This is a genomic window from Kaarinaea lacus (genome assembly GCF_975902315.1).
Window position 1 is genome coordinate 1 of record NZ_CDLKIE010000276.1, and the last position, 18,368, is coordinate 18,368.

Below are 18,368 nucleotides of genomic sequence, written 5' to 3' on the forward strand. Positions count from 1 at the left end.
ATGGTTCGAATTAAATCACTGCCCAGTTTTTTACGGATAGTATGAATATGAACTTCCACGGCGTTACTTTCAATTTCATCTTTCCAGGAATACATACTTTCTTCGAGACGGGTACGCGACATCACACGGCTTGCGTTTTCCAACAAGGCTTGCAGGATAGCAAAAGCGCGTGGCGGCAAATCAACAACCTTACCTGCCTTAGTAACAGTATGGGATGCCGGATCAAGTTCAATATCCCCATGCACGATCTTCGGATTCGAACGACCACTACTGCGGCGAAGTATTGCCCTGATTCGCGCATTTAGTTCATCCAGGTCGAACGGTTTTACCATGTAGTCATCTGCACCGTGATCCAGCCCAATAATTCGATCATTGACGGTATCCCGAGCAGTAAGTATTAATACCGGCACATCGCTACCTCTTGCCCTCAGGTCATCCAGCACTTCAAGGCCGGATTGCTTTGGTAGACCCAAATCTAATACAGCAATGTCATACTCTTCGCTGGTTAAAGCGGATTGCGCTGTTGAACCGTCTTTCACCCAATCTACCGCGTAACCCGCTTGAGATAACCCCGAATGAATCCCCTTACCAATACTTTCATTGTCTTCTACAAGTAATAGTCTCATAGTTTTTTTCCTTTATAGTTGAGTACTATTTACTGCTAGCTTATCAAGCAAAAAAGAGCATGCGCTCCAACTCATACTCTAATTGGCTGTTATTTTTTTACTGTATAATTGCGTTTATATCATAACTAATTCCCTGATGAGTATGCCAGTGAAAACGCCTCAAGCCGCTTTTTTATGGACTTCATCTCGCAGATATTCTACAGCGTTTTTAACCATTCCTGAATCTGCTTCACCGGCAATCAATTGTTCTACATGGTCTTTGTCGTTGGCATGAATGACCGTGTGCGATTTTCGTAAAGCCTGAACAGGATTTTCCCCCATAATGGCTATCATGACAGGCACAATTGCCAGCAAGGCTAACAAGCCGTACCAACCTACGTAAGTCTCAGATATGGTTAATGTGACTAATATCATCATGGTACCAACACTGATAAGGACGATTCGTGACACCAGGTTAGATAGAACAGTTTTGCCGTTTAGTGCACCAGTATCCATTACAAACTGAATCGGATCCCAGCCAACGATCGCAGTAAACATGGGGTAGATCGCTATCAGCGGCAACAATGCCAGTACATCAAGCGATGATACTTCAGCTGCCATGGGATAGGTAAGCATGATGATTGCGACAGCCGCTCGCGCGATTCTTTCCGTGACAGTGATATTCCCTTCCTTGTGAACTAAAGCGGTACCCGTAGCCATGGTTAATCTCCTCTAAGAAATCTGCAAGCGTAATCTTTTTTTATGTCCTGGCAGTTCAATGCCCTGTTTCCAGGCTATATTTAATCTTCCTCAAATTATTTGTTCCTTACTTGAATCTTAAGGCTCGCTTAAACAAACGCGACAAATCTTTCTGTTTCTAAAGGAAAATTTCCATAGCAAAACATGCCGCAAGCGACCCGTTGAAAGAAAAAACCACATTAAAACTTCTCAACGACTCTTGATTAAATGCGTACCAATATTTAATCAACACATTTACAACACAATTAAAAAGTGACCATCCACAGTGGCGCCAACATCTTGATATGAATCAACAAATAACTAGCTAGCAATATGTCGCCAGATCACAATTAGATACAATAGCCATTGAATCATTAGTTGCTGCGCCGTCAATTAACCAGTATAAATACAAAACCTTAGAAAAACGGAATGACTCTGACCTTGAGGAGGTTATAACTATGAAATCCGCTCGAATTATTCTCGCAACCGGCCTGGCGGTATTGTTGCTTAATGGCTGTACAACGACTGGGGAAGGTACTGAACTGGAAACTAAAGTTAATAACGCCCAGGCAACAGCAGATGAAGCAAAAGCCATTGCTATGCGTGCAGAACAAAAAGCAGACCAGGCCCTGTCAACAGCCAACCAGGCGCTTTCAGCATCAAATGGCGCTCAGTCCACGGCTGACCAGGCGCTGAAGGAAGCTAGAGAAGCAAAAGCCTTAGCCAGAGATGCCGCGGCTCAATCAGAAAGAATGTTTGAAAAATCTATGGCCAAGTAGTCGCTGGTATTAACAAACTTCGATGATTGACAACAGGTAGTTAATTGCGATTGTAATTGATTATCCTGCCCTGGCTCGCTGTATGGGAGCGCGGTAATTTCAGCAAAGGAGTGGGTAGACCGGAAGCTTCAGATACAATGTTATCAAGTTGCTGCCAGGCAATGTCTGGAACGACAAGACCTGGTATCTGACGGACAATATCACGTACAATTGGCGTAATATTAACTCCGTGTCTGCTCACATCCTCTTCCAGCAATTTATGAGTTTCCACATATATCATATTATTGCGCTTACCAACCTTGTAAGGCTGGTTAATAATGCGTACCGGCATTTTTCGATCCAGATAATCAAATAACAGGGAAATATCTTCGGGATAAAGACGCAAGCACCCGTGACTGACACGTCTGCCAATACTAAAAGGCTTATTGGTGCCATGTATCAAATAACCCGTCTCGTTTAATAATATGGCGTATTCGCCAAGAGGATTGGCATCATCAAGCGGTGGTATGATGCGACGATTTCCATAACGTTCCAAACCATTTTCCACAACAATAGATGCTGGCACGGTCCAGGATGGGTGCTTGATTTTCTCTTTCACATAGAAATTGCCCGTGGGTGTACTCCAGTTAATTTTGCCGATACTCAGCGGCATAGTAATAACTCTTTGGTCATGGAAAAGAGTTGTTGGTGGAAAAAAATATAAACGCATCTCCGGCAGGTTGATAATGACGCCACGCCAGGGTTTAGGGGGTAAAATAAACTGGCTGGGAACCCTTATGCGGTTTTCGGTATTTGGCATCCACGGATTAACACCGGGATTCGCAGCGACGATTTCGTTATACCCAACGTTATACTGACGGGCAATATCCAGCAGCGTTTCATTATCGCTTACAGACTTGTACTGGATATTACCTACAACATTATCGCCATTACGTGGCAGCAGGAAACTGCTCGACCACGCCGGGTGAATCCCAGATAAAAACATGACCAGAATAACAAGTAAAACACGCTGCATGTCGTAATATTGCCTAGCTACTTCAGTTAATGTCCAGTTTAATTATTGATATGTATCAACGCTGCCGAATTCCAGTAGTGGCATATTGAAATTGTCTCCAAACCAGGCTGTCGATCCGGCAAAATGCCTAATTTTATCAATTCCTTAAAGATTTCCCTGTGTCGTCTGCATGGCGTTTCACAAATCCAGCAGATTGAAACACATATTTCCTGGATTTTGCTCACAGGAAAAATAGTTTACAAGATTAAAAAACCTGTTGACCTGGGTTTTGTTGACTTCACCACGCTTGAAAAACGTCGCCATTACTGTTTTGAAGAACTGCACTTAAACAAACGCCTCGCCCCCGAACTATATATTGATGTAGTGGCGATAACCACTAATGCAACTGAGCCAGCAATAAATGGTGACGGTACAGTCATTGACTATGCGGTGCGTTTACATCAGTTTGATCTAAACGATCAATTTGATGTATTGATTAGTCATCACAAACTTACACTCGATCACATCCGGGAACTCGCTGCTATTATCGCAGATTTCCATGGCACGATTAAACGCGCTGCCTCAGATAGCCAATATGGAGAACCACAGACAATACACAATGCCACTACTGATAGTTATCAACATTGTCTGGATTTGGTACGTGAACACCTGGACATTCAGCGTCTCAATACACTGAAATCCTGGAGCGATACGGAGTACGCTAGAATCCATGAAGTGCTGGCAACCAGGAAACGTAGCGGTTTTGTACGTGAATGTCACGGCGATCTGCACCTGGGCAATATCGCAATATATAACGGGAAGATTACACCGTTTGACTGTATTGAGTTTAATCCTGAGTTTCGCTGGATTGATGTGATTAGCGAAGTTGCTTTTCTTGTTATGGACCTGATCGCCCGCGGACGACAGGACATGGCAACACTTTACTTAAACGAATATTTAACCCGAACCGGCGACTTTCAGGGCCTGACTTGTTTGCGCTATTACCTGGTATATCGCTCCATGGTTCGTGCAAAGGTGGAAATTATTAGAGCCAGTCAGATCAAGCGCGATCCCAGACATGAGCATACTGCGCTTTCTAATTATTACCATTTCGTTGACCTGGCCAGCACTTTTTGTCACAGCGACAAACCCATGATAATCATTACGCACGGTTTATCGGGCTCAGGAAAATCAACAATCGCCCGCAAATTGCAACAATTTATATTTTCCATCCACTTACGATCCGACGTTGAACGCAAACGCCTTTACAAACTCCAGGCTACTGATAAAACTGACTCTGCGATCGACCAGGGTATTTATTCCAAAGAAGCCAGTCGTAAAACCTATGACAAATTGCTGATGTTATCAGACTTGATAATCCGAAATCACTGGAACGTCATTGTCGATGCGACTTTTCTGCAGCAACAGGACCGGAATCGCTTTCGAGAACTGGCCAACCAGCGCAATGCCACGTTCATTATATTAGACTGTGTTGCTACGCAAACCTCCCTGGAAAAACGGATCCTCTCACGCACTGCTGAACCCAGCAACGTATCAGAAGCAACCCTGGGTGTACTGCAGCATCAACTCTCAGCTGATCAACCTGTCGCAGACTATGAGCAAAAATACTGTATAAAGCTCGATACTGACCGGGCCATCGACTTCGAACAACTTGTCATTGATATCCACCAAAAATCTTTGTAACTCGTTGATTATTATAGTTTAAGTGAGTCGACTCGTTATTGATTTTATTGATTAGAATCAACGCTTAATCATAAATAGTACCCATAATTAAAAATAAGCCTGTTGTTTATATTAAATTAATCACCGCGAATCATAACCGACAAGGACCAAGCCCATGTTTATTGGAGAAATCTGCAATCGAAATGTCATCATCGCGACGGGAGATACATCAGTAACCGAGCTGGCGCAATTAATGCGCGAACACCATGTAGGATCCATCATCATTATTGAACAACAAAACGAATGCAATATTCCTGTCGGGATTATTACGGACCGCGACCTCGTCATTGAATTACTTTCAAAAGATGTTGATACTAAAAGCATTTCCGCTAGCGATATCATGAGTACGGATCTGGTAACCATACGGGAATCCAACCATGTCTATGACACCCTGAAACTCATGCGAGGAAAGGGGATTCGGCGCATGCCTGTCGTTAATGACGAGAATGTATTGATTGGCATTCTTACCGTCGATGATTTACTCGACGTAGTGATATCAGAGTTAGACGATATCGTGAACATAGTTTCCATTGAACAAAAACGCGAAAAACAATTGCGTCACTAGACAATATAGTGTAATTAATAAACAGGACTTTATAATAACTAAAAACAAACAATGCTTACAAAACATGGATTGTTTTCACGAATAACGTGATGTATTTCCGTGATGAATTAATGTAAGGAGTCACGATGGGAAAACCAAGCAAGAACGAACTGGACAGTGCTTTTGAAGAAGCTAAAAGATTAATTTGGCAAGAGCAGGATCAGGATTTTCTCGCCAGGAGCCTGTTTGCCCTGCACGACCAGTCAGAAGAATTAACCAAAGTACTCTCCGCTTGCGAAGCCTATATTCGTTCAGGTCAGTCTACCACTGCACACCGCGGTATCATCAGCGCCATGAATGCCTATCGCAATATGTATTCATCGAACAACGCCGACTATGTTGTTAGCATTTCGGATGATGAACGCAGCAAGGCGATAGAAAAAGCGGGATTTCTACGCGAATCAGATAATGACCAGCACTTTATCGCTAAAACTGTGCTTAATTTGAATTATATGGTTAAACAACTGGAAACCGTGTACCGAGCGACGGAACGTTATTTACATTCAGGAATGTCCATAACAGAACAGCAACATCTGGAAAGCGCCATTAAAAAGTACCGGGTTCTGGAAAACCGCACATCTGGCTCAGATGTTTCTGCATTCAATATTTACTAACGATTCAATTTCCCGCTAACTGGCTCGCAACAGGAATCCTATATTGTCGGCGGAAGTGGATAATGCGCAGGATAATCCGCCCCTGCCACACCGCTGTCAACCGCAGCCTGAGCAACTGCCGGAGGCACATATTGCATTAATCGCGTATCAAATGGCGTAGGTATAATGTACTCCTTTCCAAACTCAAGCGAACTTAGCTGATACGCTTTTAACACTTCCTCAGTCACCGGCTCTCGGGCTAATAATGACAACGCTTTTACGGCCGCAATTTTCATCTCATCATTAATCACTTTTGCGCGCACATCTAATGCACCTCGAAAAATAAAAGGAAACCCCAGAACATTGTTAACCTGATTAGGGTAGTCACTGCGCCCGGTAGCCATAATCAAATCATCTCGGGCGGCAACCGCCACATCATAGGCAATCTCGGGATCAGGATTTGAAAGAGCAAACACCACGGGGCGTGGCGCCATGGTTTTTACCATATCCGCCGAAACCAGGTTGGGACCTGATACACCAATAAAAGCATCCGCGTCTTTAATAGCGTCAGCCAAAGTTCTGCTATCGGTATCAATAGCGAACTCCTGTTTATAAACATTTAGATCATCGCGCCCCGAATGCACAACACCTTTACGATCAACCAGATAAATATTGTTTTTATCCGCGCCTAACGCCACTAGCAAACGCATCGATGCTATACCGGCCGAACCTGCGCCGATACACACTAACTTCGCAGTTTCTAAACGCTTGCCCTGAATTTCCAGCGCATTCAGCAAACCGGCAGCGATGATAATTGCCGTACCATGCTGATCATCATGAAACACCGGGATATCAAGCGTCTCAATCAAAGCTTTTTCTATATCAAAACATTGTGGCGCCGCAATATCTTCCAGGTTAATTCCACCAAAGGTCGGCGCGATATTGGCAACAGTATTAATAAAATCTTCATTACTTGCCGCATTTACCTCAATATCGAACACATCAATATTGGCAAATTTTTTAAACAACACGGCTTTGCCCTCCATTACCGGCTTTCCCGCCAGCGCACCCACATTACCCAAGCCGAGCACTGCAGAACCGTCAGTAATTACCGCAACCAGGTTTCCCTTTGCCGTGTATTGATAAGCGTATTCAGAATTATCGGCAATTGCTCTTACTGGCGCTGCAACGCCAGGAGTATATGCTAATGACAGGTCTTGCTGAGTATCACAGGGTTTAGTCGTTTGAATAGCAATTTTCCCGGGCTGCCCTTTTTCGTGATATTCCAGTGCACGTTTTTTTAAATCATCACTCATCGCTTGAATTCCAGATTAATTTAAATTTAACCGAACTTACCTAATTATTGGCTACTTCCATTGATGCCGGATGACGCAATCCCATGACCAGCTGCTTTTTATACGGATACAGCCACCCTCTTACTAATATTGTTTTATTTTTTAACGCCGCAAATGTATTGTCCTGGAAATACTGTAGATCGTCTTTGTGTACACGCGCCGCGACTTTCTCGCCAAGATTTATCCAGGTGTATTTTTTACCATGGCCGATACGGGTCACCTTGCCTCGTATCCATTGAAAGCCCCTGTCTCGCTTTGTCAGTGACGCTATATTCCTCGGCTCTCGAAATTGAACACTCCAGACTCCAACGCTTTTTTGCCTGGCGTTACGCTCGTGGCGGCGATAACACTCCAGGTACCGCAGATTGGGTGGCACCGTTATCCAGACACCCAGGCCTTCTTCGATCATATTCGCCTGGATATTTTTACCATCGAGTGTGAATACATGTGCCAGCTGTCGCCCATGGCGATCTTCACGTTCGCTATCATACTGTAAAAGTATGGATCCCCGTTGCACGTCAATCAATGTCTGCAGATATTCCCGGGCTTTTTCTGCAAACGGCTCTGAATTCCCGGTTTCATGATCAATCTCTGGCGTGTTGATGCCGATGAACCTGACCAGGCGACCATCCTTTAGACGAACTGTATCACCATCGATCACTTTTTTGATGTTTACCCGCTGAGTGTTACCCTGGCTTGCCGATTTCCTTAAATCGCATACCTCAGCCGACACCTCTAGCGACAGAAAGACAACAAAAAGCGTCAGCAAGACGTAGCCTGGTGTCAGTGGTACAAGCAGGGAATTTATGGTTTTTCGCATTACCGGCTGGATTTTCAGGAACATCTTTTCATTCAAAACTTTTCTACAGGACTCTGTATTCTGAACTTTTCATTCATCGCTTTTTATTCATAGCTAATTATCAATAAAAAAAGGCGTCTTAGTTAAGACGCCTTTTTAAGATCTTTATAGATTCCCACTAGCAACGTAGCAGAAATTTTACAGACAGTCGTGCAAAGTCAGGTTATTTGCCTTTGCTGTATTTCTGGCGGAACTTGTCGACACGACCACCAGAATCTACGATTTTTTGTTTGCCTGTGTAAAAAGGGTGGCATTGCGCACATACGTCAATGTGCAACTCTTTACCTAATGTCGAATTGGTTTCAAAAGTATTGCCACAGCTGCAAACAACCTTAATCGCCTGGTAATCTGGATGAATTTCCGGTTTCATTGTTTCACTAACCTCAATATTTGCTAATTCGTGGAGCCCGCGATATTGCTCCAAGGGGGGCCGCAGCGCGGAAAACGGGTAATTTTATTGGATTCGACGCCAGGTAACAAGTACTGATTAAGGCAATATCAATACCATAGCCAAAACGAACACGATCGGTTGATTTCTTACTTCCTTGATAATTTCAATAATTATCAATAGGTTAATGGCAATGCACTGTTAGACCGGATTATCAATATCGACAAACTGATGCTGAATGCCAAAATGTTTTGCCAGATGATCCCCAAGCGCCTGAACACCGTATCGTTCTGTTGCGTGATGACCCGCCGCAAAATAGTGGATTCCCGACTCCCGGGCCACGTGCACCGTTTGCTCGGATATTTCGCCACTCACAAATGCATCCACACCTACACTAACCGCCTGATCTATATAGCTTTGTGCGGCTCCCGTACACCAGGCCACCGAGCGAATCTGGCTCGTCCCAGCAGGGATATGCATAGGCATCCTTCCCAGCTTATCCTGCAAGTGCTTCGTGAAAGCATCCGCTGACATCGGTCTTGACAGAGAACCGTGTAAACCCAGCTCATCACCCGGTGTTCGACCAAAGCTGCCCTTTACATCAAATCCCAGCAATTTGGCCAATTGTGCATTGTTTCCCAACTCGGCATGCGCATCCAGAGGTAAATGGTACGCCAGCAAACTGACACCCGACGCCAATAAACACGTCAGCCGCTGCTTTTTCATCCCAACAACACAGGGATCCTCTCCATTCCAAAAATAGCCATGATGTACCAGTAGCGCATCAGCACCTGCCTTAATAGCGGCATCTAAAAACGCTTGACTCGCTGTAACGCCGGAGATTAATGTTTGCACCTCGTTTTTACCCTGCACCTGGAGGCCATTGGGGCAATAATCACGAAACTGCTCTATATCCAGCAGCTCATTGGTATAGCTCACTATCTCTTGTAGTAAAACCATGTAAAATTCCTTGTAATTCGTAACTTAACCCCAATCGTAATAAAATCAATGAACATGCAAAAGAATAAATCAGTGGCCTTCTTCTTCAAGTCCGTCATTTTTGGCCTTGCTGCGGCATTTATCATTCTTATTCTGCGTCCGGACCTGTTGGGACAGGGGCGGCCCGTGGTGGAATTAAATGAAGCCAAATCTCCAGCCCGTTACGATCTGGCCAATAACTTAACCGGCGGCGCGGTATCTTATGCCGATGCTGTCGACCTGGCCGCGCCAGCGGTTGTTAATATCTATACCACAAAACTCATTACAGAGCGCGCCAATCCATTATTCAACGATCCTTTTTTTCGACATTTCTTTGGCGACCAGTTGGCCCCGCGTCAAAGACTGGAAAGCAGCCTGGGTTCGGGCGTGATCGTAAGTGAAAACGGGTACATCCTCACAAACAACCACGTGGTTGAAGGCGCCGACGAAATTCAGGTCGCGTTGCGCGACGGTCGTAATGCCGAAGCAACCATTGTTGGCACTGACCCGGAATCTGATCTCGCCGTTTTGAAAGTCAAACTGGAAAATTTACCGGCTGTCACCATTGGACAGTCTGATGAAGTACGTGTCGGAGATGTCGTACTCGCTATTGGTAATCCCTTTGGCGTAGGACAAACCGTAACAATGGGCATCGTCAGCGCTATGGGTCGCAATACGGTTGGCATTAATACTTATGAAAACTTTATTCAGACAGATGCGGCAATTAATCCGGGAAATTCCGGTGGCGCACTTATCAATCCCTTTGGCCACTTAGTCGGTATAAACACGGCCATTTTTTCCAAGTCCGGGGGCTACCAGGGTATTGGTTTCGCGATTCCCGGCAAATTTGCCATTGAAGTCATGCAACAGTTAATTCAGCACGGGCGCGTCATCCGTGGCTGGTTGGGGATCGAGGTTCAGGATATCACACCAGAACTGGCTGAGTCGTTTCGGCTTAAAAGCACACAAGGTGTCATTGTGGCGGGAATTCTACGTAATGGACCTGCTGCTCAAGCCGGCTTGCGTCCAGGGGACATCATAATAAAGTTAAACGATACGGAAATCGAAAACTCTCGACAGGTGATGAATGCTATCGCCAAGATTAAGCCTGATAATGAAATTACTATTGGGATTATGCGCCAGGGTAAAGCAGTGACACTGGAAGGCCACGTAGGACAGCGTCCGGAACAACGGTCTCGTCGTCAACAACAACGACAGTAGCCCGGTTAACACTTTAATCGCCATTGTCAGAGCCAAAATAACTGACCAGCGTTTCAATTTGCGACGGATAAGTAAAGGGACTTTGCATTAACAGGTTATGCCCAATACTTAGCGCTTCTGAGACCTTTCCCCGAAGCACTTTATCAGAATCCTGTTCAGCCAGTTGCAGACTAAGTTGCAACAGCGTTGCAGACGCAGAAGGCAAAGGCGCATCTTTTATAACGGACTCTCCAAACTTTTGTGGCAACAATGGCCGGTCCGACAAATGCCAACCCGTATTGTCATAATACTGCTGCCAGGCAATCTCAACCCAGCGTTTAACGAGCTGAAAGTCCTGTTGATTGCCCGATAACAAATACCACTTCCACAAACCTTGAGCAGCAAAAACATAGTCCTCCAGAGTGCCCGGGCTTAGTTGTCGATTATCCTTTTTAGCCCGCAATAAGGTTTTTCCATCCCATAATGTTTCCACAATATAATCGCGTAATTTCTGTGCCGCTTCTTTAAACTTTGAACCATTCTCCAGCTTTGCACCCGCAACCAGGGCTTGCAGTGCCAGACCATTCCAGCCAGCAAGTTGCTTGTCATCCCTGGGAATTGACCGCTGCTGTCTTGCCTCAAACAGTTTCCATTGCGCACTGGCCGTCACTTCCATAATCTTGCTGGTTGTAACACCCAGTTTCTCCGCCACTGAATCCGGTGACAACACATGCCGCGGCAGGAAACCCGCCTCAAATTGCGAGCTGTTTTCCATACCCCAAAGCAAATGCACAACTTCGAATTCCTGCCTGGTAAGCAACTTTCTCAAACGCGTTTCAGACCACAAATAATAACCACCTTCGACATTCTGATTGTCGAGCGCGGACAAACTGGAAATAAACGCACCATCCGCTGTCTTTAATTCGCGCAACATAAAATTCAGTGTTTCACGGGCAATACCATTGTAATCGGGACGCTTTAATAATTTTGCAGCACGCATATACAGCAATGCCAACTGCGCATTATCATAAAGCATTTTTTCAAAGTGAGGGGTTTGCCAGGTAGGATCAGTAGTATAGCGAAAGAAGCCTCCGCCAATGTGGTCACGCAAACTCTGGGTAACCATGTGATCGAATGTTAATTCCAAAAATGCTTTAACAGTTTGTTGTCGCCCACGCTGGTAGTGATTCAATAAAGCATTAAGCTGAGGCGCCATGGGAAACTTGCTTTGATCGCCAAATCCCCCGGACATTTCATCAGTAAAACCCAGTGTTTCCTGCAAAAACTGTATTGCCAGCCTGGTTTCAACGCCTCTTTTCAATTCTGATTTGACTAACTTTTTCTCTTTGCTCAATTGCTGTGAAGCCTCGCGTGCCAGCTGTTTCACCGCGTCCGCATCTTTCTGCCAAAGCAGCGTCATCTGCTGCAATAGCGTAGTAAACTGAGCCCTGGGTAAATATGTTATGCCTATAACAGGATAACCATCGGAGCTAATGATCACATTCAGAGGCCATCCTGCAGTGCCACGGGTACGTTGAACAAATTCAATCAGGTAGGCATCTAAAGCAGGATCCAGTTCACGATCAACCTTAACGGGTATGAAATGGGTATTAAGCAATTTGGCAACACTATTGTTGCTGAAACTCTCGCGCTGCATTACATGACACCAGTGGCAGGAAAAATACCCAATGGAAACAAATAACATTTTATTTTTCTGTTTTGCCAGCTCCATGACACGCGGATTCCATTGCTGCCAGGCTACAGGGTCATTTTCATGCAAGCGTAAATAGGGAGAACCATGTCCCCGCATGCTATTGGCGAGTGTCGGGTCGCCCTTTACCAAAACCGGCATCGTCATACCAGCGAGGAGCACTGCAATTATTAATACACATCGCGATTTTGTCATGGTCGTTATAGATCAATCGTGGTTATAAATTCCTGGACAACTTAATGCCTGCTTTAATGCCGGAGCCAAATTACTTCTTCCCAAGGCCATGCTATATCGCTGAGATAAAATAACATTTTGTATTCCCGGAATCCTCCTGGTAAAGCCAGCCACCAACACCCTGTCTAGATTCCTGTATATGCTCCGACTCGAATCCGCACAGCAAATTTCGACGACCAATGGGCATCCTGTAAAAATTACTCGCTTTCTATTAAGCATTTTCCTACAAACCACCAATAATTCTAGCATCGAAGAGTTTTATTATCTTACTCATAGTAATTCTGGTTAAATTTGATAAACTTAATTTAAATAATAACGATAATCGTAGCAGCTAAGGAATAGCACTACAGCCCCCGCCATTCACAGTGATTCAATATGTTGTAATGACGGGATAGATCTTATCTCATAAATCATCATCAACAAGTTTGGTAACAAGGGAATGGTTACAAAGCTGAGTGATCACTTACAGCAAATTGCCAAATTGGCCGGATACTGCATGGTACTCATGGCATTTAGTTCCGGCTTGCTTCGTGCTGAATTAATTTTTTCGGCGCCTCCCCGGGAAAACGAAACAAAAGGCCAGGAAACTTACGGTCCTTTGGTTAACTATCTCAGCTATGTTATTGGCGAGAAAGTTATCTATGAACACCCGGATGGTTGGGCTGATTATTCCAACAATATGCGTAACGGGCACTATGACATCGTTTTCGACGCCCCACACTTTGGCGCATGGCGTATAAAACACATCAGTCATGTGCCGGTTGTACGCTTACCTGGCTCATTGGGCTTTGTCGTCGTTGCAAGAAAAAATGAACGTAATATAAATACGATAAAAGACCTGTTATCCGTAAAAGTCTGTGCTCTTGCATCACCTAATCTGGGTACTGTAACTTTCTATAATCTGCTGGGTAATCCTGTTTACCAGCCTCGTATACATGAAGTCAAAGGTGGATTTGCCGGTGTTTTCCAGGCGCTAAAAAAAGGTAAATGTGATGCTGCTGTTTTACGTGACAGCTTCTATTACAATATGGATCCACGAGAAAAAAAATGGTTAAAAGTAGTTACCGCAAGTAAACCCATTCCCAACCAGACCATTACAGTTAGCCCGCGATTACATTCTAAAAAAGATATTATTGCCCAGAAGCTGGTTTCTGTAGAAGGAAAAAAAGCTGCCGCAAATTTATTACGACGGTTTGGAGGGAAACAGGATGATCTCTGGCTGGTCAACCGGGGGGAATTTAAAGACCTGGATCATTTACTGACTGGCGTAGTCTTTGGTTGGTAAACCTGACAGCCTGCCTGTTTCTATTCCCCATACATTTACTGCTACCACAACCAGGCCGCGCCGCGTACTCCACTGGAATCACCATACTTCGGTGGCATCAACCGCGTCGAGACAGTATCAGAAAATACATACTCGCACCACAATTTTGGCACGTTGCCATATAAGCGTTCTATATTGGACATGCCACCTCCCAATACAATAATGTCAGGATCAAGGATATTAATAACGTGCGCCAGTGCTCTGGCCATTCTTACTTCATAGCGTTTTAACGCTGCATTACAATCTACATTTCCTGCCTGGGCCTGTTGTACGATTTCTTCCGCATTGTATTGAATACCCGTCACATTAAAAAATTCGCGCGCTAAACCGGGGCCAGAAAGAAAGGTTTCGATACAGCCACGTCGTCCACAATAGCAGGCAGGGCCTGGCAGCTCATCCGCATGAGGCCAGGGCATAGCGTTGTGTCCCCATTCACCGGCAATAGCGTTGGGTCCGGTCAGTATTTGCTGATTGACAACGACACCACCGCCCGTTCCAGTACCAACAATAACTCCAAATACGACTTTCCCCTCTTTTCCGGAGCCATCGATGGCTTCCGACAATGCGAAACAGTTTGCATCATTTGCCAGCCTCACAGGCCGCTGCAAAAAGCCTTCAATATCGTTTTGTAATGGCTTACCGTTCAGCCAGGTAGAGTTGGAGTTTTTCAATAAACCAGTAGCCGGTGATATGGCTCCCGGTGTACCGATGCCAATGCTGGCCCTGGTATTTAATGATTGCTCAACTTCCTCTACCAACTGCGCAATCGTTGCAAGTGTTGCCTGATAATCATCAGGCGTGGTGGGTACGCGCTTGCGGAATAACGCTTCTCCGGATTCGGATAAGGCAATCACTTCGGTTTTAGTGCCGCCAAGATCAATACCTACACGTATACTGTTGGCCATAGCTAGCTACCTTTGCCTTTGATAAATATGCTGCCTTGCGATATCCAGGGCTTCGCATACTTGCTCCACGCCTTTCAGTATACGCGGTGTATGGCGATTAATAGTATCTGCATCAACATGGAATAAATTATCGTAGCGCACCGCGTCCAGTGTTATCCATTGTCGCCAGTCATCCAGCCATTCCGGTGCCTGCCCATTGCTACTGCTGGCGATAATAACCTGGGGATTAGCCGCCAGTACTGGCTCGACAGCGACCGTCGGGGCAAGGCTATTCATGGCAACGAAGACGTTCTTACCACCGCAAAATTCAATGACTTCATTAATAATGTGCTGACCATTAACCGTCATCATGGGCTGGTTCCAGATTTCATAAAAAACGGTAACGGATTTTCTACCGCTATAACGTACTCGCAACTTTTCTAACTGATTTTGATAATCAGCGACCGCAATCGTTGCCTGTTTACGCGTTCCCGCCAGTTCCGACAAACGCAACATAGTGGCAGGTATATCGATCAGTGATTTCGGCTCACTTCGAAAAATCACATAATCCATTTGTTGCAGGCTATTTAGTGCCGAATCGGGATTACCAGTTTGCCAGGCTACAATTAAATCAGGCTGCAAAATACTAATACGTTCCAGATCAATGGCTGTATGGTTCCCTACCCGCTGGATCGATTTTACCTGTGGCGGATAATCACTGTGCTCCACGACACCAACAATCTTGTTACCGGCTCCAATGGCAAACAGCAATTCTGCAATATTGGGCGCGAGACTAACAATGCGCTGCGCAGGTTGCTGTAAAACAATATTCTTACCCGTATCATCACGCACTCGAATTTCTTCAGCGTTACCTGGCACACTATCCGCCGCAAACACAATGGCGCCTGACACGATAGCGATAATGAAACGAGAAGCATTACTCAACATCACTCGATTATTACATCGCTGGAACGGAATATCACCCAATGACTGGTGTAACTCAGCGACATGCGCTAGATTAAGATGAAATCTGTAAATTTTTATACCTATGAAAATCGATAAAACAAAAGGCTTACTGGACGAGGCTCGGCAGGTCGCATCACCAAATTACGATGAGCGACCCGACCAAACTGATTTCGATCTTATTGTTGTTCATGGAATAAGCTTACCGCCAGGTGAATATGGTGGATCCTGGATTGATGCTCTTTTCACCAATTCCCTGGATCCCAATGCGCACCCCTACTTCATGGAAATCCATCAACTGGAAGTCTCCACGCATATTCTCATAAGACGCGACGGTGAAATCGTGCAATATGTGCCATTCCACAAGCGAGCCTGGCATGCCGGTAAATCAAGTTATGACAGTCGCGAGCGGTGTAATGACTTTTCCGTTGGTATTGAACTGGAGGGCAGCGACGAGCAGGCATACGAAAATGTACAGTATCAGCAATTAGCCAATGTCATTCGCACCTTGTGCGACACCTATCCCGGGCTTAACACTCGGCGAATCACCGGACACAGCGATATTGCCCCGGGTCGCAAAACCGATCCTGGCCCCGCATTCGACTGGGACAGGTTGTACGAGTTGCTCAAAACTGATCCTCAGAAATAACTATAATTAATAGTTACAAAAATTAATAGTTACAAACCGTTTTTTCGTAACCATGATCCACGTATAATAGCGGCGTTCAATAATCGGGAATTATTTTAATTATGAGCTTACTCACCATCCTGTTCAGCCTTGCGGTTGAACGATATGTCGACGCACTCGACAACCTGCGCAGTTTTGACTGGAGCATTTCTTTTTCCAACTGGATCAAGGAGAAATTTTCCAAATCTGAGTTCTGGAATGACACACTGGGTTTAATAGTTATTATCCTTTTACCGGTGTTTCTGTGCGCCATTATTTACAACCAGCTATACAACGCACTGGGGCTATTAGGCTTCCTGTTTTCAATGGCTGTTCTGGTTTACTGCATGGGACCACAACGAGTGCATCATGTCGCACGACTCTACATCGATGCCGGTGAACATGAAGACGAACACAGTTTAAAAACCTACGCTACGGATCTGCTGGGATCCGAACTTCCCGATGACACGCTGGAAGTTAATCGCAAAGTTTGCGAAAAACTTCTTATCAGCACCAACGAAAACTTATTGGGCGTCTTTTTCTGGTTTGTATTATTGGGCCCAATGGGCGCGCTCATGTTTCGAATCGCCGGTGTATTGTATATCGATTCACAACAGCAAAGTGAAAATGAGAACCAGGAATACACTGAATTCAATAATTCCACTCGTTTACTCTACGCAATTTTATTGTGGCTGCCTGCGCAACTTACTACATTGGCCTTTGCCATTACCGGCAGCTTCATTGATACCTTGCATGAATGGAAAAGTCGTATACCCAACGACTACCTTAATCCCAAAGAATCCGAGGACACCCTGTTTCATAGTGGCTTAAGGTCATTGCAGCTGGATCCTGAAACACACCAGTTTGATTTCAACACCGTGCACGAGATCCTGGCACTTTCCTGGCGTAGCATTATTCTTTGGGTAACTGCGCTTGCGCTACTAACGCTGGCTGGTCTGGCTGGCTGAGCATAACATCAGTCGCAGATTCTCAATGCCACAAGTTCCCCACACTCTAATCGACATTATTCGTCACGGTGAACCCGTGGGTGGTAAACGCTACCGCGGTCAAATCGACGATCCGTTAAGTGAAAAAGGATGGCAGCAAATGCGTGAAGCTGTTGCTGATCAAAATCCATGGGATGTCATTATCAGCTCCCCACTGTTACGTTGCGCTGAATTCGCAAAGGAACTGGCTCAACGACACACGCTTCCCCTGGAGTTTGAAGATCGAATCAAGGAAATTCGCTGGGGCAAATGGGAAGGCAGCACACCTGAGCAACTAAACCGGCAAGACCCTCTCACAGTTGTTCGCGCATTACGTGATCCGATAAATCACCGGCCATCGGATGCAGAAGATATCAATGAATTTCAACAACGCGTCATTGACGCATGGAATGCGATCACCGCCAAACATCATACCAGGCATGTATTGATGGTCGCTCATGCCGGCATCGTTCGCGCAATTTTGACACATATACTGGAGACACCTGTCGAGCACATGTTTCGCATTCATGTGCCTAACGCTTCTATTACCCGCATCCAGATAGACCACCACCATGACCAGGCATTTACAAAAATACTGTTTCATGGCAGTAAATTGTAATATCGCCCAGGACCAGTATTTAAAACCGGCCATTAAGCCTGAGATGAAATATCACATCCGGGGATGCGTGCACAATCAAATCTTCAACAACACCAACATCCAGGTTCCAGCTGTTACTGAACTTAACATTACCCCCGATCGTCA

Annotated in this window: 20 protein-coding genes; 9 read left to right on the forward strand and 11 right to left on the reverse strand. The window is 45.2% G+C overall.

Annotated features, from left to right (window positions below):
• Nucleotides 1-626, reverse strand: a 626-nt coding sequence (locus tag ACWVCM_RS08585; RefSeq protein WP_455201324.1) for a response regulator, incomplete at its 3' end; no start/stop codon positions are given.
• Nucleotides 627-785: 159 nt separating this feature from the next.
• Nucleotides 786-1,325, reverse strand: a complete 540-nt coding sequence (locus ACWVCM_RS08590; RefSeq protein WP_455201325.1) for a YgaP-like transmembrane domain — start codon at nucleotides 1,323-1,325, stop codon at nucleotides 786-788.
• Between the two features lie 476 nt (nucleotides 1,326-1,801).
• Here ACWVCM_RS08590 and ACWVCM_RS08595 point away from each other — a divergent pair, with 476 nt between their 5' ends.
• On the forward strand, nucleotides 1,802-2,122 hold the full coding sequence (locus ACWVCM_RS08595) for an Lpp/OprI family alanine-zipper lipoprotein (protein WP_455201326.1): 321 nt from the start codon (nucleotides 1,802-1,804) through the stop codon (nucleotides 2,120-2,122).
• Between the two features lie 40 nt (nucleotides 2,123-2,162).
• On the opposite strand, the gene ACWVCM_RS08600 is transcribed toward ACWVCM_RS08595, so the two are convergent.
• Nucleotides 2,163-3,137, reverse strand: a complete 975-nt coding sequence (locus ACWVCM_RS08600; protein ID WP_455201327.1) for a L,D-transpeptidase family protein — start codon at nucleotides 3,135-3,137, stop codon at nucleotides 2,163-2,165.
• A 123-nt stretch (nucleotides 3,138-3,260) separates the two neighbouring features.
• On the opposite strand from ACWVCM_RS08600, the gene ACWVCM_RS08605 reads away from it, so the two are divergent.
• From ACWVCM_RS08605 to ACWVCM_RS08615, 3 genes are all read left to right on the forward strand, one after another.
• Nucleotides 3,261-4,820 (forward strand): bifunctional aminoglycoside phosphotransferase/ATP-binding protein, encoded by a 1,560-nt coding sequence (locus tag ACWVCM_RS08605; protein WP_455201328.1) that lies wholly within the window; start codon nucleotides 3,261-3,263, stop codon nucleotides 4,818-4,820.
• Between the two features lie 154 nt (nucleotides 4,821-4,974).
• A complete protein-coding gene (locus ACWVCM_RS08610) occupies nucleotides 4,975-5,424 on the forward strand; it encodes a CBS domain-containing protein (protein ID WP_455201329.1) in 450 nt (149 codons plus the stop codon).
• Between the two features lie 125 nt (nucleotides 5,425-5,549).
• On the forward strand, nucleotides 5,550-6,077 hold the full coding sequence (locus ACWVCM_RS08615; protein WP_455201330.1) for a hypothetical protein: 528 nt from the start codon (nucleotides 5,550-5,552) through the stop codon (nucleotides 6,075-6,077).
• Nucleotides 6,078-6,115: 38 nt separating this feature from the next.
• Here the strand turns inward: ACWVCM_RS08615 and ACWVCM_RS08620 are convergent, their stop codons facing one another.
• The 4 genes from ACWVCM_RS08620 to ACWVCM_RS08635 form a co-directional block, all read right to left on the reverse strand.
• Nucleotides 6,116-7,372, reverse strand: coding sequence for a malic enzyme-like NAD(P)-binding protein (locus tag ACWVCM_RS08620; RefSeq protein ID WP_455201331.1), 1,257 nt, complete (start codon nucleotides 7,370-7,372; stop codon nucleotides 6,116-6,118).
• A gap of 40 nt (nucleotides 7,373-7,412) precedes the next feature.
• Nucleotides 7,413-8,255, reverse strand: coding sequence for a thermonuclease family protein (locus tag ACWVCM_RS08625; protein ID WP_455201332.1), 843 nt, complete (start codon nucleotides 8,253-8,255; stop codon nucleotides 7,413-7,415).
• A 178-nt stretch (nucleotides 8,256-8,433) separates the two neighbouring features.
• Entirely contained in the window at nucleotides 8,434-8,640 is a 207-nt protein-coding gene (gene rpmE / locus ACWVCM_RS08630; protein ID WP_455201333.1) for a 50S ribosomal protein L31, read from the reverse strand.
• A 219-nt stretch (nucleotides 8,641-8,859) separates the two neighbouring features.
• Nucleotides 8,860-9,618 (reverse strand): Nif3-like dinuclear metal center hexameric protein, encoded by a 759-nt coding sequence (locus tag ACWVCM_RS08635; protein WP_455201334.1) that lies wholly within the window; start codon nucleotides 9,616-9,618, stop codon nucleotides 8,860-8,862.
• A 54-nt stretch (nucleotides 9,619-9,672) separates the two neighbouring features.
• Between ACWVCM_RS08635 and ACWVCM_RS08640 the strand changes: the two genes are divergently transcribed.
• The gene (locus ACWVCM_RS08640) at nucleotides 9,673-10,857 is read left to right on the forward strand and encodes a Do family serine endopeptidase (RefSeq protein ID WP_455201335.1); all 1,185 of its coding nucleotides are present in this window, start codon (nucleotides 9,673-9,675) and stop codon (nucleotides 10,855-10,857) included.
• 13 nt (nucleotides 10,858-10,870) lie between these two features.
• Here ACWVCM_RS08640 and ACWVCM_RS08645 read toward each other — a convergent pair whose 3' ends face one another.
• Entirely contained in the window at nucleotides 10,871-12,688 is a 1,818-nt protein-coding gene (locus tag ACWVCM_RS08645; RefSeq protein ID WP_455201336.1) for a thioredoxin domain-containing protein, read from the reverse strand.
• Nucleotides 12,689-13,220: 532 nt separating this feature from the next.
• Between ACWVCM_RS08645 and ACWVCM_RS08650 the strand changes: the two genes are divergently transcribed.
• Nucleotides 13,221-14,066, forward strand: a complete 846-nt coding sequence (locus ACWVCM_RS08650; protein WP_455201337.1) for a phosphate/phosphite/phosphonate ABC transporter substrate-binding protein — start codon at nucleotides 13,221-13,223, stop codon at nucleotides 14,064-14,066.
• Between the two features lie 41 nt (nucleotides 14,067-14,107).
• On the opposite strand, the gene ACWVCM_RS08655 is transcribed toward ACWVCM_RS08650, so the two are convergent.
• Both ACWVCM_RS08655 and ACWVCM_RS08660 read right to left on the reverse strand, forming a co-directional pair.
• Nucleotides 14,108-15,010 (reverse strand): ROK family protein, encoded by a 903-nt coding sequence (locus ACWVCM_RS08655; RefSeq protein WP_455201338.1) that lies wholly within the window; start codon nucleotides 15,008-15,010, stop codon nucleotides 14,108-14,110.
• Between the two features lie 6 nt (nucleotides 15,011-15,016).
• Nucleotides 15,017-15,937: a cobalamin-binding protein gene (locus tag ACWVCM_RS08660; RefSeq protein WP_455201342.1), complete on the reverse strand. Its 921-nt coding sequence runs from the start codon at nucleotides 15,935-15,937 to the stop codon at nucleotides 15,017-15,019.
• A 100-nt stretch (nucleotides 15,938-16,037) separates the two neighbouring features.
• On the opposite strand from ACWVCM_RS08660, the gene ampD reads away from it, so the two are divergent.
• From ampD to ACWVCM_RS08675, 3 genes are all read left to right on the forward strand, one after another.
• Nucleotides 16,038-16,601, forward strand: coding sequence for a 1,6-anhydro-N-acetylmuramyl-L-alanine amidase AmpD (gene ampD, locus ACWVCM_RS08665; protein ID WP_455201339.1), 564 nt, complete (start codon nucleotides 16,038-16,040; stop codon nucleotides 16,599-16,601).
• 101 nt (nucleotides 16,602-16,702) lie between these two features.
• On the forward strand, nucleotides 16,703-17,587 hold the full coding sequence (gene ampE, locus ACWVCM_RS08670) for a regulatory signaling modulator protein AmpE (RefSeq protein WP_455201340.1): 885 nt from the start codon (nucleotides 16,703-16,705) through the stop codon (nucleotides 17,585-17,587).
• Between the two features lie 25 nt (nucleotides 17,588-17,612).
• Nucleotides 17,613-18,224 (forward strand): histidine phosphatase family protein, encoded by a 612-nt coding sequence (locus ACWVCM_RS08675; RefSeq protein WP_455201341.1) that lies wholly within the window; start codon nucleotides 17,613-17,615, stop codon nucleotides 18,222-18,224.
• Nucleotides 18,225-18,243: 19 nt separating this feature from the next.
• Here the strand turns inward: ACWVCM_RS08675 and ACWVCM_RS08680 are convergent, their stop codons facing one another.
• Nucleotides 18,244-18,363 (reverse strand): DUF3187 family protein, encoded by a 120-nt coding sequence (locus ACWVCM_RS08680; protein ID WP_455201343.1) that lies wholly within the window; start codon nucleotides 18,361-18,363, stop codon nucleotides 18,244-18,246.
• Nucleotides 18,364-18,368 lie beyond the last annotated feature (5 nt).

What these genes read in the sequence shown, in the direction of transcription:
- ACWVCM_RS08590 (WP_455201325.1), bottom strand. Translation starts at nt 1,325, where the DNA reads ATGGCTACGGGTACCGCTTTAGTTCACAAGGAAGGGAATATCACTGTC.
- ACWVCM_RS08595 (WP_455201326.1), top strand. Translation starts at nt 1,802, where the DNA reads ATGAAATCCGCTCGAATTATTCTCGCAACCGGCCTGGCGGTATTGTTG.
- ACWVCM_RS08600 (WP_455201327.1), bottom strand. Translation starts at nt 3,137, where the DNA reads ATGCAGCGTGTTTTACTTGTTATTCTGGTCATGTTTTTATCTGGGATT.
- ACWVCM_RS08605 (WP_455201328.1), top strand. Translation starts at nt 3,261, where the DNA reads ATGCCTAATTTTATCAATTCCTTAAAGATTTCCCTGTGTCGTCTGCAT.
- ACWVCM_RS08610 (WP_455201329.1), top strand. Translation starts at nt 4,975, where the DNA reads ATGTTTATTGGAGAAATCTGCAATCGAAATGTCATCATCGCGACGGGA.
- ACWVCM_RS08615 (WP_455201330.1), top strand. Translation starts at nt 5,550, where the DNA reads ATGGGAAAACCAAGCAAGAACGAACTGGACAGTGCTTTTGAAGAAGCT.
- ACWVCM_RS08620 (WP_455201331.1), bottom strand. Translation starts at nt 7,372, where the DNA reads ATGAGTGATGATTTAAAAAAACGTGCACTGGAATATCACGAAAAAGGG.
- ACWVCM_RS08625 (WP_455201332.1), bottom strand. Translation starts at nt 8,255, where the DNA reads ATGTTCCTGAAAATCCAGCCGGTAATGCGAAAAACCATAAATTCCCTG.
- rpmE (WP_455201333.1), bottom strand. Translation starts at nt 8,640, where the DNA reads ATGAAACCGGAAATTCATCCAGATTACCAGGCGATTAAGGTTGTTTGC.
- ACWVCM_RS08635 (WP_455201334.1), bottom strand. Translation starts at nt 9,618, where the DNA reads ATGGTTTTACTACAAGAGATAGTGAGCTATACCAATGAGCTGCTGGAT.
- ACWVCM_RS08640 (WP_455201335.1), top strand. Translation starts at nt 9,673, where the DNA reads ATGCAAAAGAATAAATCAGTGGCCTTCTTCTTCAAGTCCGTCATTTTT.
- ACWVCM_RS08645 (WP_455201336.1), bottom strand. Translation starts at nt 12,688, where the DNA reads ATGCCGGTTTTGGTAAAGGGCGACCCGACACTCGCCAATAGCATGCGG.
- ACWVCM_RS08650 (WP_455201337.1), top strand. Translation starts at nt 13,221, where the DNA reads ATGGTTACAAAGCTGAGTGATCACTTACAGCAAATTGCCAAATTGGCC.
- ACWVCM_RS08655 (WP_455201338.1), bottom strand. Translation starts at nt 15,010, where the DNA reads ATGGCCAACAGTATACGTGTAGGTATTGATCTTGGCGGCACTAAAACC.
- ACWVCM_RS08660 (WP_455201342.1), bottom strand. Translation starts at nt 15,937, where the DNA reads ATGTTGAGTAATGCTTCTCGTTTCATTATCGCTATCGTGTCAGGCGCC.
- ampD (WP_455201339.1), top strand. Translation starts at nt 16,038, where the DNA reads ATGAAAATCGATAAAACAAAAGGCTTACTGGACGAGGCTCGGCAGGTC.
- ampE (WP_455201340.1), top strand. Translation starts at nt 16,703, where the DNA reads ATGAGCTTACTCACCATCCTGTTCAGCCTTGCGGTTGAACGATATGTC.
- ACWVCM_RS08675 (WP_455201341.1), top strand. Translation starts at nt 17,613, where the DNA reads ATGCCACAAGTTCCCCACACTCTAATCGACATTATTCGTCACGGTGAA.